This window comes from Microbulbifer mixtoriginis (SeqCode) (assembly GCF_052467945.1).
On the sequence record NZ_CP174328.1, the window covers coordinates 4475798 to 4488055 of the forward strand.

The 12258-nt window shown below is 50.7% G+C and carries 9 protein-coding genes; all 9 read left to right on the forward strand.

Annotation, left to right across the window (positions count from 1 at the left end):
- Positions 1-51: 51 nt before the first annotated feature.
- Positions 52-1830 (forward strand): type VI secretion system-associated FHA domain protein TagH, encoded by a 1779-nt coding sequence (tagH, locus tag ACJJIJ_RS19530; protein ID WP_444938202.1) that lies wholly within the window; start codon positions 52-54, stop codon positions 1828-1830.
- Positions 1831-1853: 23 nt separating this feature from the next.
- The gene (tssJ, locus tag ACJJIJ_RS19535) at positions 1854-2471 is read left to right on the forward strand and encodes a type VI secretion system lipoprotein TssJ (RefSeq protein ID WP_252084219.1); all 618 of its coding nucleotides are present in this window, start codon (positions 1854-1856) and stop codon (positions 2469-2471) included.
- Positions 2472-2537: 66 nt separating this feature from the next.
- Entirely contained in the window at positions 2538-3875 is a 1338-nt protein-coding gene (gene tssK / locus ACJJIJ_RS19540) for a type VI secretion system baseplate subunit TssK (RefSeq protein ID WP_252084220.1), read from the forward strand.
- Between the two features lies 1 nt (position 3876).
- Positions 3877-4743, forward strand: a complete 867-nt coding sequence (gene icmH, locus ACJJIJ_RS19545; RefSeq protein WP_444891546.1) for a type IVB secretion system protein IcmH/DotU — start codon at positions 3877-3879, stop codon at positions 4741-4743.
- Positions 4744-4796: 53 nt separating this feature from the next.
- On the forward strand, positions 4797-8336 hold the full coding sequence (gene tssM, locus ACJJIJ_RS19550; RefSeq protein WP_444938203.1) for a type VI secretion system membrane subunit TssM: 3540 nt from the start codon (positions 4797-4799) through the stop codon (positions 8334-8336).
- Positions 8337-8342: 6 nt separating this feature from the next.
- Positions 8343-9023 (forward strand): type VI secretion system-associated protein TagF, encoded by a 681-nt coding sequence (gene tagF, locus ACJJIJ_RS19555; RefSeq protein ID WP_444938204.1) that lies wholly within the window; start codon positions 8343-8345, stop codon positions 9021-9023.
- Between the two features lie 24 nt (positions 9024-9047).
- Complete coding sequence (locus tag ACJJIJ_RS19560) at positions 9048-9776, forward strand: SapC family protein (protein WP_444883476.1); 729 nt, start codon at positions 9048-9050, stop codon at positions 9774-9776.
- Between the two features lie 212 nt (positions 9777-9988).
- Complete coding sequence (locus ACJJIJ_RS19565) at positions 9989-10771, forward strand: hypothetical protein (protein ID WP_444938205.1); 783 nt, start codon at positions 9989-9991, stop codon at positions 10769-10771.
- Between the two features lie 186 nt (positions 10772-10957).
- Complete coding sequence (gene tssA, locus ACJJIJ_RS19570; RefSeq protein ID WP_444938206.1) at positions 10958-12253, forward strand: type VI secretion system protein TssA; 1296 nt, start codon at positions 10958-10960, stop codon at positions 12251-12253.
- The last annotated feature ends 5 nt before the right edge of the window (positions 12254-12258 follow it).

Below are 12258 nucleotides of genomic sequence, written 5' to 3' on the forward strand. Positions count from 1 at the left end.
GCTCTCCTTGGTAGTTTGTGTCCCAGCGGATGAGCGAAGTACAACAACTGTGTGAGTCAGGAAGACATGGATCTAATTCTCTCAGTATTGGCCGACCCCGCAGGGGCCAATATGCTCAAGCACACCAAGCTGTTCACTAAAGATGGGGGTAGTCTGGGGCGCTCTGCTGATAATTACTGGGTGCTACCCGATCCCGAACGTGTTGTCTCATCTCAGCACGCGCAAATTTCTTTCAGTGATGGGCAATTTTTCCTGACAGATACCAGCACTAACGGTACCTATCATAACGATGGCGATAACCCGCTGGGTAAAGGCAATAAACTCCCTCTGAGCGAGGGGGATATCATCAATGTAGGTGAATATCGCCTCAAGGTGACGTTGCGACAGCCTCAGGCCGAAAGTGACCTGCCAAAGGGATTGGGCAGTGCCGATTTTCTCGATACTTCCGATCGCACCACCTTCAATGCCAGTGCTATGGCCAAGATGCAGAGCCAAGCGGAGGCAAAGCAGCTGGATAACTGGTTGGAACCCGGTGGCAGCAACGATATTTCCCAGTCTGGCGAATGGGGTTACGTCCCACAGAGTAGTCAGAGTGCTCCCGCGCAGGATGATTTACTGGCTGCAGATCCGGGTCCACTGGACCCTATGTCGGCTTTTGAGCAGCCACAGTCTTTCGGCGCGTCAGATGTGCAGGGACTCGGTTCATTTGGTAGCGAACCCCAAGGGCATGCGGCGCCAGGACAGTGGTCCGATGATGAGTGGTGGAAAGATGGCAGTGCCCAGGACCATGTGCCGGCAGATCAACATTCTGTGCAAATTGCTCCACAAACTCCGGCCCCATCATTTGAGGCTCCTCCCTCCACACAGCCTCAAGTACCTCAGCCGCAATCTTTCCAGGCGCCAGCTTCGCAACCCCAGGTAGCTCCTCAGTCTCCGCTTGCGCCCCCATCACAGCCAGTTGCCCAACAGCAGCCCCAGTTCGCCCCAGCGCCAGTGTCACCACCCCCGGTACAAATGCAGCCACAAGCCCCGCAGGCTCCACAGGATAATCCCTTTGCGGATTCTTTTGCGGCAATACAGGGACAACAGGTAGCGGGCGCACCGGGCTTTGATACTGCACAGGCGCCTCCTGCAAGCCCTATGGGTTTTGCCTCTCAGGGGCAGAGCTTTTCCCAATTGCAACAACCGGCTCCTGTTCAGCAGAGCCCGGCGCCTGAAGTACCGGTAGCACCGGTGCAGCCAGCCCCGGTTCCTCCGGTATCCAGTGTGCTGGCGGCAACGCTGGGCCTGAATATGAATCCTGGGCAACAACAAATAGCCGATCAACAGGCCGCGGAGATCGTCCGCGAAACGGTTTCCCGCCTGATCGACCTCCTACGTGCGCGCAGCAGTATCAAGAATGAGCTGCGTGTACAGCGCACTATGATCCAGACAGAGGCGAATAACCCACTGAAATTCAGTGCCACGGAAAGAGATGCGTTGGAGGCGATGTTCGCCGGTAATGGTGCTTTTTTACAGCCCAAGGAGGCGGTGCAGGATAGTTTCGATGATCTCTCCGATCACCAGGTCGCGGTGCTGGCGGGGATGCGCGCTGGTTACAGTGCGATGCTGCAGTATTTCAGCCCGGACAATATTGAACGTCGCCTGGGGAATACCTCTGGTGTATTCGGCAATAAGAATGCAAAGAAATGGGAGGGCTTCAGCGCGATGTATCGGGAATTAGTGGGCGATCCGGATGCTTGTTACCGCAAGCTTTTCGGTGATGAGTTTGCTGTGACTTATGAAAACCAGTTGTCTGAGCTGAAGAATGCCAGACAGCTGAAAAATTAATAGATCGGAAGAGGGAATTGGTCGTGTCCATAACAAAGTTACTGAAATTCACCCTACTCGGAATACTGGTAGTTAGCCTGGCAGCGTGCCAAACAACTAGGCGCACCCTTAATCTGGATACTAGTGTCGAGCTCTCGGTCAACATCCGCAGTGACGTCAATCCGGATGATGATGGTCGTGCATCGCCGGTGGTAGTGCGCGTGTTTATGCTGGCAGATGACCGCCAGTTTGCCCGAGAGGATTTCCTCAATCTTTATGAAAATGCGGAATCCCGTCTCGGCAAGGATCTCCTTGATACCGTTATCCTGAAGGAGTTCGCACCTGGTGAGCAGCGTGTGGAAGAGCTGCCTTTGACTCCAGAAGTGAAGTACATCGGTTTATTGGCAGAATTTGTGCAGTATCAAAAAGCCGATGCACTCATGGTGCTGCCGATAACCGACCACAAAAAGAATAGTTATCAGATTGCCCTGGCCGACACGCGTATCGGCACACCCGATAATATCGCCAAGCGACGCCGAGGCATTGTTTCACCGCTATCTCGCAACGATACCAGTGGGAAGAAGGGCGACACGGTGACAATTTCCAGTGAGGACTATGACTTGATGAAGAAGCGTCTTCAGGAAGCGGAAAAATCCAAGTAGAGCTTCGCTCGGCACAGGTTTAATTAAGCCCACTTCAAGTGGAATTGGGTTTTACAAGGAAGACATATGTCGGTTAACAACAAGGTGATCTGGAGTGAGGGCATGTTTTTACGCCCTCAACATTTCCAGCAGCAGGACCGCTATCTCGAACAGTTAGTTGAGGCTCGCACAGCTTCGCTGGGGCCCTATACCTGGGGTGTGCTGGAGCTGGCGATCGATAGTGAACCGCTCTCTATGGGAAAGATATCGCTATCCCGTGTACGTGCGATATTTCCCGATGGTACGCCAATTCTTGCACCGGAAAATGAAATCCTACCGGATGTCCTGGATGTGCCGGTTAACACCCGCGATGAGATCGTCTATCTATGTGTACCGATGAAGCGTCCCGGCAGCCAGGAATCCATCCGTGACCAGGAAGATTTTCCCCAAGCGCGCTACCAGACAGCAAACTTCGATGCGCGCAATAGTGCCGCAGCCTCCGGGGAGTCTGCCCGTATCCAGGTGGGCAAACTGCGAGTGTGTCTCAAGCTTGAGAGCGATGATCTCAGCGGATACGCGTCTATTGGTATCGCTAGAATACGCGAACGCCAGCCGGAGAAACCGGTCGAGTTGGATTCAGGCTATATTCCGCCGCTATTGAATGCAGAGACTTCAGCGGTAATCAAAGCCTATATCGAAGAGGTTAAAGGCCTGTTGGATCACCGCGGCTCCGCGCTGGGACACCGCTTGAGTGATAGTGGCCGCAGTGGCTCAGCAGAGATTGCCGATTACCTGTTACTGCAGGTTATTAATCGTTTTGAACCTCTATTAAAACAGATTACTGCTCAGCCACGCCTGCACCCGCACAGTTTGTTTGTGGAGTTGCTGCAATTGGCTGGTGAGCTGTCGACATTTACTTCATCGACCAAGCGCCCACCGGAAATCCCCAGTTACTCGCACGAAAACCTACAACTCAGCTTTGCTGGGTTGTTTTCAGCCCTGCGCCAGTCGCTCTCTACAGTTCTGGAGCAGACTGCTATTGCCATGGAATTGGTGCAGAGAAAGTTTGGTATTTATGTGGCCCCGGTTTCCGATCCCTCGCTACTGAAAACGGCCAGCTTCGTGATGGCTGCTAAAGCCGATATGCCCGGCGACCTGTTGCGCAGTCGTTTCCCCACGCAGGCCAAAGTGGCGCCAGTGGAAGCTATCCGTGAGTTGATTTCCGCTCAGCTGCCGGGATTGTCATTGCGCCCCTTGCCAGTGGCGCCGAGACAAATTCCCTATCACGCGGGTTTTACCTATTTCGAAATGGAGCGCAGCGGTGAGCTGTGGCAGGCCATGCAGAGATCTGGGGGCTTTGCGGTGCATCTCGGCGCGGAATTTCCGGGGCTGACCATGGAGCTCTGGGCCATAAGGAATAACTGATATGAGCAACGACAGCTTCAGCCCTCCACCGTCGCCCAATGCAGGTGACAGGACCGTAATGATTCCCACTCCAGGTGCCGCAGCTCCGGTGCAGTCTGGTTCATCTGCACAGCCGCAGTTCTTTGCCAATCCCGGCAGTTCAGCGGATATGCAGATTCGCAATAGTTTGAATCCCCTGGTCTCCGCAGCCTCCAAGCTGCTGGGGGTGATTATCAAGCTGCGCACAACCATGAATCACTCCAATGTGCCGGATCTGCACAAGCGGCTGACCAAGGAAATTCAGGCATTTGAGCGGGAATCCAAACAGCTGGGCCTGGCCCCTGAGGCAGTGCTTACCGCGCGCTATCTGCTGTGTACCGTTGTGGATGAAGTGGTGTTGACTACGCCCTGGGGTACGGCGAGTGGTTGGAGTCAGCACTCGCTGCTCAGCCTGTTCCACAAGGAGACATTTGGTGGTGAGAAATGTTTTTCCATTCTGCAGCGTATGCTGGAAACCCCTGCGTCTCACCTGGAGTTGTTAGAGCTCTTTTATCTTTGCCTCAGTCTCGGTTTTCAAGGCAAGTATCGCTTGGTGCAGCGGGGCCACGAGCAGATTGAGCAGATTCGCGATGAGCTTTATCGGACCATAGAGCAGCACAAATCGGCAATGGACCGCGATCTCTCTCCCCACTGGCAGGGCTGTGTCGAGCGCAAGTCGGGCCTGATTCACTACATGCCTTTGTGGGTGATTATGAGCGTCGCACTGGGGTTGTTGGTTGCCACCTACAGCGGCTATCGCTGGTGGCTTTACGAAACGACTACCCCTGTGGCTGACCGAGTAGTGGAATTAACAGGCAGTGACAGTGAGCCCCCGCAAGGGGAAGGGTGACACTCGGACCGAATTGATCCGGTGCCGATTGAGCCCGGGAGATGGAGCTATTCATGAAACGCTTGCGCGACTTTTTTACCAACAAATGGGTGCTTGGCATTATCGGCCTCGCAGCCCTGTCTGTTCTGATTTGGTTTGGGGCGGACTACATCAAGTTTGGCAGTGATAACGCCACACTGTCCCATACAGTTCGCATTACCATCATCGTTTTTATTTTCGCAATTTGGTTGGTGTGGAACCTGAGCCAGTGGCTGGTTGAACGGCGCCAAAACCAGGCTCTGATTAAGGGCATTGAAGAGTCTCAGGAGGGTACCCAGGATCCGGATGAAGAGCATTCCCTCGAAGAGCTTGAGGCTCTATCGGGGCGTTTCCGCGAGGCCATGGATGTATTGCGCAACGCTCGTTTTAAGTCAGAGAAGGGTAAGGTGTCCCTGTACCAGCTGCCGTGGTACGTCATTATTGGTCCACCCGGCTGTGGCAAAACTACTGCGCTGGTAAATTCAGGATTGGAATTTCCCCTGGCGCAAAGCCACGGTAAAGAAGCCCTGGGAGGAGTTGGTGGCACGAGAAATTGCGATTGGTGGTTTACCAACGATGCAGTTTTGATCGATACCGCCGGCCGTTATACCACTCAGGACAGCCACCGGGTTTACGACAACAGTGCCTGGCGAGCATTCCTCGGGCTATTGAAACGCTATCGTCGTCGCAGGCCGATTAATGGTGCCCTGGTTGCCATCAGTTTGCAGGACCTGATGGTACAGACCGATGAACAGCGCCAACATCAGGCCAAGACGATTCGTTCGCGAGTGAATGAACTCCAGCAGGAGCTGGGTATACGTTTCCCTATTTATCTCACCTTTACCAAGTGTGACTTGGTAGCGGGCTTTAGTGAATTTTTTGACAACCTTTCACAGGCGGAGCGCGAGCAGGTCTGGGGTATGAGCTTTCCCCGTGAAGCCAATGCCACTGTCGGCGCGCCGTTGGATAACTTCAGGGCCGAGTTTAACCAGCTGATTGAGCGCTTAAATCAGAGAGTGCTGTGGCGTGTGCACCAGGAGCGCAATATTGAGAAGCGCGCACTGCTGCAGGGATTTCCCGCCCGCATGGAAAGTTTGTCGGATATTTTAGCGGACTTTATCAAGCAGACCTTCGAGCCAAACCGCTATGAAACTGTGCCTATGGTTCGCGGTATATATTTTACCAGTGGTACCCAGGAGGGCAGCCCGGTAGACCGTATGATGGCTTCGGTAACAGCGGATTTTGGCCTGGAGCGCAGTGTTGGGCCCAAATTCCAGGGGGTTGGAAAAAGTTTCTTCCTGAATCGCCTGCTCAAGGATGTGGTATTCCCCGAAGCTGAATTGGTGGGAGTCAATCGCAAGGTAGAGAGCGCTAACCTGTGGTTGCGCAGAGGGGTATATGTCACTTTAGCTGCGGCATTTGTGGGTTCGATCTTTCTCTGGAGTGGCAGTCTAGCATCCAACAAATTGTCTATGGGGGAAGTCAATGACCACCTGGCGGCCTATGAGCAAGCCGAGGAAAAGCTAAAGGGTAAGAGGCCTACACCGGCGAATGTTTTGCAGATGCTTGAACCCTTGCGGCAGGCGACTTCGGTGTATGACCGCGAGGAGCACCCCTGGATCTCCAATCTGGGCTTGTATGACACCCGTATAGATCAGACGCTGGATAACCTCTATCGGCAAAAGCTTGAAGAGATCTTTTTACCGGCGCTATTGCGAGATATTGAAAGTAACCTCAGCCGCTTGGGGAGTGATGACCCTGCACTGGTCAGTACCCTCAAAACCTATCTGATGTTCTTCAACCCGGACAAATTGGACATCACGACCGTTGAGGGCTACTACAGCGCCCGCTGGGAACGCCAATTACCCGGCGAAGCTCAGGAACAAGATAATTTACGCTACCACCTCGATCAATTGTTGGCGCGTCCAATACCTGAAAGTGTTCAACAAAATGAGCGTGTAGTGGCTCGCGCCCGCCAACAGCTGCGACGCATCCCTGTGCCGCAAAGGCTGTTTGCGCAATTACAAAATAGCGATCTTGGGCAGACCTCTGTCGACTTGTATCAGGAAATCGGTGGTGATACTCAGCAGGTGTTTGGTGTGAGAGCTGGCGATTCACGATTTAGTATCCCCTTCCTATATACCAAGGCGGGTTATAAGGACGTGGACTTTGGTGCAGATTCCCAGTTGATGACCACTATGGCGGATGAGCGCTGGATCTACGGTGGGGAACTCAGTGGTGAGGACTTTACCGAAGCCGACCGGGCGAAACTCGGCGAGGATGTAAAGCGTATTTATCTGGGGGAGTATCTTCAGCACTGGCAATCCTTCCTTGGCGGTTTCAGCATTCGCAGATTCAACAGCACTTCCCAGGCACTTGAGGTTCTCTCAACCCTGTCAGACCCCATTTATTCCCCATTACTGGCAATCACGGAAATTACTTCGGATAACACACGCCTGACATTGCGACCGGAGCTGTCGGTGGATGCCAAGGGGGTGCCATTACCGGTATCCAGTACAACTCGCCGACTCGGTGGTGCGGCACTGGATAGCGCAGCAGGGGCGTTGAAGGACCGCTACAAGCCTAATATTGTCGATGTGCGCTTTGAGGAAATACAGCGCATCACACAAAGCGAGAAGGGCAGACCCGCACGGGTTCAGGAGTATCTCCAGACGATCAATAAGATTCAGGAATATCTGACTGAAATTGATAGTGCTCCAGACTCCAATGAAGCGGCGTTCGCCAGTGCCAAAGCCCGTTTTGCTGGGGGCGGCGATGCGATTAAGCAGCTAAGAGTCAAAGCGGCCAATGCGCCGGCGCCTTTTGATAAATGGCTGACCGAAATTGCTGACAGCACTTGGGCTCTGGTTATGTCGAAAGCCAAGGGGCATCTAAACCGGGTATGGCGTGAGCAAGTTTATCAAAGCTACGCCAGCAGCCTGGCAAATCGCTATCCGCTGCGCAGTGACCGGGACCAGGAAGTACCGGTTATTGAATTTAATCAATACTTCAAGCCTGGGGGGATTGAGCAAAAGTTTGTTACTGAATACTTAAAGCCTTTCGTCGATACAAGAAATTGGAAAGTGAAGTATGTGGAAGGGCAGGGTATGAGCCTTTCAACTGAAACGCTGTCCCAGCTGCGTAGAGCGGAGAAGATTCGTAAGACCTTCTTCAAATCGGGAGAAAGCGCAGCTTATTCTTTCCGTATAGAGCCAACCAAGCTGGATTCCAGTGTGCGCCTGTTTGAACTTGAGCTGGGAGATCAGCGTGTTCCCTATTCGCATGGCCCCAAGACCAGTAAAAAACTTACCTGGCGCGGTGGTGAGAGTAATCGGGTGCGGATTATCTTTGAAGATCTCAATGAAACCGTACACCGTAAACATTTCGAAGGAGATTGGGCTTGGTATCGACTTCTTGCAAGCTCAGATCTTGAGACAGGGCGAAGCAATGCGGAGCGTTTGGTGACCTTCTCTGAAGAAGGGCGGAAAGCACAATTCAAACTAGTGGCTTCGAATGTAAATAATCCTTTCGATCGCAGTTTACTGCGTGGTTATCGGTGCCCGGAGACTCTGTAGTAGGGAGTGAGTGACTTGCAAAGCAGCATAGGTATTTTTGGCAAGCTTCCTGGGCATGGGGATTTTATCCAGCGTCAGCTTCCAGCGAGTTTCGTCAGGGTGTGGGATGAATGGCTGCAGCGTGCAGTGCATGGTTCCCGAGAAATAATGGGTGAAAACTGGCTGGACTACTATTTGACCAGTCCGGTCTGGCGCTTTGCCCACAGTAAAGGAATCATTGATGAGACCCCCTGGGTAGGGGTTCTAGTGCCTAGTGTGGATAGTGTGGGGCGTTATTTTCCTTTGACTATCGCCGCACCGTTACCCTCTTCTATGGACATAATTAACTTTATGTCAGATGCAGATAGGTGGTATCGGGAACTTACAGAATTGGCTGTCAGCGCACTGCAAAATATGCTCCATGCAGATCAGTTGTTCGAGGCCTTTAGTGAGGTGCCTGTAGAACTGGGGCAGCTTGCTACAGCTGCAGCACAGAGTGAGTTCTTTGTCGCGAGTAATGATGCCTCGGGTAACGAAAAGCGCTACGCGGGGTTACTCGGACAGGTATGTCGTAAGCAGTTCGCCAGTTACAGTCTGTGGTCTTGCGAAGGATCACAGCATCTAGCCCCAACCAGCGTGCTTTGCCCCTCTTTACCCAGCCCTGAATTTTACTGCTCTATGTTGGGTGCCAGTCAGCAAAGACAGTGAATAAATAGGTAAAGGATATCTAGTGTGAAGCAAATAATAGTGGCTTTAAATAGTAATAAGCATCGGCGGCATAGTGTGTTAACCGGTGATATTTCACACAGTGAAACTCGACATATCTGTCAAGTGTACCTACCCGAGTTCACGGCCCTGGCTGGAGAATGTCCGATCATATTTTTAAAGTCTCAAGAAGAGAATGCCCTGGAAAGTTGTGCTTTATTAGGAATAAAACCGGGGCAGAATCTTTTTATTCAGCAGGATAAATGGTTGGGTGGTTATATCCCGGCAACATTGAGAGCTTATCCATTTTACTTGCATTACAAAGATCAACTGGAAACAAATCCAATAATTTGTGTGGATTCATCCTCTCTCTCACTTGGTAGCTTAGATGGAAATAGAAGTAGGCTATTCGATGATGAGGGGCAAGCGACAAATGCATTATTGCAGGCCAGAAACTTACTGAGTGGAATTCATCAGCAGAAATCAAATAATAAAGAGTTTATTCGTTGCCTCACTGAGATGGAACTCTTTCAGGAGCAGGTAGTGGTAGTCGATTTACCTGGTAATACCAAACATCGATTAACCGGTGTATTTTGTGTTACTTCAGAGCGTATGAATGCACTGGATGATAATGACTTCTTACGCTTAAAAGAGCGTGGCTATTTAGCTCCAATATACGCTCATATGCTGTCTTTACATCAGTCAACAAATTTAAGCCGGCTATTCAAAAAGTATCAAGCGAGGCTACTTCACTAGAGGGTTAAGGCTAAACAATAAAAACCCTATTGTTTTTAAACCATTTGAGCTTGGTGAAGCAATGGCAACTTACTCCAGGTGCATTAAAGCTCATGGCATAAGTGAAATTAATTGAGTAGCCTATTTAGGAAAAAGCTACCAGTGTACAGGGCTCTTTGGTTGTCCAAATATCCGCCAACCTATCTATAACTGCAGGAAGCAAGGGTTAAGGTATGTCATATATCGTGGTATTTACTGGGGAGATTAGAGCACTTTTTGAGCGGCGAAAGGCAATATCAGCCCTGGGTAGCGAGTTTGGATTTAGTTTTACACAAATTAAAGCGCTTATGGCTAGCAGCCGCTCACAGCTTAGAAAGACTGCAGATCGTGCAGAAGCCTGTCGTTTTGTTCAGAAATTATGGGTGGCCGGTTGGCACTCCAAATTATTTTTGGACTCTGACTTGTTGCACTCTACTAAAGAATCCGTTGAGCGTGGTGCTTCTCATTTACCTGTGGTTATGGGAAAACTTCACTGTGAAGGCTCGCAGCTGCAACTGTGCGCACCGCGTAATTGGGTAGTTTGTAATAATTTGAATCCAAACGCTGAAATTCAGGCTGGTGATACCGAATTAAACCGGTACCTGATTGTATTGGAGCAAAAGCGAACTGAACTTCCCGAAGAGCTAAGCCTCACGGACTATGCCGAGGCTCAGATGCAGCAGTGTTTGAGCAAAGTATCTAATGGCAACCTTCTAAGCGGCCCACAAGTGCTAGAGCGCGATTGGCAAATGGGTTTGTTGTACGAGATGGGTGCTAATGTCGGCAAAGATTCGGTTCAATATATGGTTGTTTTTTTTCGCGGCAAAGAGAGTTTCTATACCCTTTTTCTATGGACCTCTTTGCAAAGCTTTGCACAAGCAAAAACAGAATTTATTCAGATAGTGGCAAGTTTTCAATGCTCTCCGGAAAGTGAGACTACCGCAGAAAGTAAGGCCTCAGCTGTAATTGCTGTGTAATGGGCTTGTCAGCGGTTGTAAAATCTAAAAAAATAACAAAAATTATTTGTTTAATGTTGTGAGCTGTGCACTTTTTTTAAGGTATTGCGATTACATTGTGTCATTAGCCTTGATTAGATCTTTACAACGTGTACTCTTCTCGGAAATCTTCTTGAAGGAATTGATTGGGTAGAAGGGACTTTTTTCATGGCATTCCCAAATACAATAAATATCGAAGAACTCACGGCTCCTGTTTCTTCAGAGAGTCCTGTCGGTGAGGATATTCGGGAGGATCGATCACCGACCTCTGATTACTACTCCATCAAAGATGCACGAAATAGTGCTAGGGCCGCAGAGCGCTCGGCCATGTTTGATGACACAGATTCTGATCTACTGGCCCCTTGGCGTGATGTGGCAAAGGCCGCAGAAAAGATTCTGACAAAGAAAAGTAAAGATCTGGAAGTGGCTAGCTGGTATACAGAGGCCCTAATTCGTCTCCATGGTTTTAGTGGTCTCAGAGATGGCTTTCTATTAATTGAGCAGCTGGTTACCAATTTTTGGGATGGCCTATACCCAGTTCCTGATGAGGATGGTATTGAAACTACGGTTGCACCACTGACGGGCCTTAATGGTGATGGCGGTGACGGTACGCTAATGATGCCGATCCGTAGTGCACCAGTAACCCCGGAGGGGGATTACGGAGATTTCTCTTTTTTCCAGCATCAGCAAGCCCGGGATGCAGATCGTATCGCAGATGAAGATGCTAAAGCGGCCCGCATTGAGACTCTGGGATATAGTCTGGAAGATGTAGATCAATGTGTGAACAGCGCGACTAATGAATGGGCTAAGAATCTGATAGAAACTATAGAAGCTACTATTAGCAGCTATAAAAATATCAATGATACTTTGCGCTCTAGTTGCGGTCACGATGCACCGCCATCAACTAATATTTCCTCTCTACTGGATGAAGTATTGCGTACAGCGAGATTCATTTATAAGAGTCAGCTTGATGCGCTAGCACAGAGTGAGGCACCGGAAGTAGCTGAAGACACACAGAGTGAATCCCCCATAGAGGAAGCTGTTCCCAATGTGGCATCAACAATAGTTGCGAATGCTATTGCTGCACCCACCGGACCGGTTAGCTCCCGAGAGGATGCTCTTAAATTACTAGAACAGGCCGCGAAATATTTCCGTACCTACGAGCCACATACTCCTTTGGCTCCAGGGTTGGAGCGATTAATAGGCTGGGGTCGTATGACAGTCTCTGAATTGATGACTGAGTTACTACCAGATGAGCAGTCCCGAGCCCTATATTCCCAGTTGACAGGTGTTCGCCTCGATGGAACGGATACCCAACGTTATGTAGCTCCGCCGGTAACGAGTAATACCCCATCACCAATTCCAGCTGCATCTGAGCCAGCATCAACAGCCACTGAAGCTGCATCTGCAGCTGAGGATAGCTGGGGTGGGCAAGCACAAGAAGAAGCCAGCTCGGGTTGGTAATTAAT

Bases quoted from the DNA above. Each gene is read 5' to 3' on its own strand.
- tssA (WP_444938206.1), top strand. From the start codon at position 10,958: ATGGCATTCCCAAATACAATAAATATCGAAGAACTCACGGCTCCTGTT.
- tssM (WP_444938203.1), top strand. From the start codon at position 4,797: ATGAAACGCTTGCGCGACTTTTTTACCAACAAATGGGTGCTTGGCATT.
- tssK (WP_252084220.1), top strand. From the start codon at position 2,538: ATGTCGGTTAACAACAAGGTGATCTGGAGTGAGGGCATGTTTTTACGC.
- icmH (WP_444891546.1), top strand. From the start codon at position 3,877: ATGAGCAACGACAGCTTCAGCCCTCCACCGTCGCCCAATGCAGGTGAC.
- ACJJIJ_RS19565 (WP_444938205.1), top strand. From the start codon at position 9,989: ATGTCATATATCGTGGTATTTACTGGGGAGATTAGAGCACTTTTTGAG.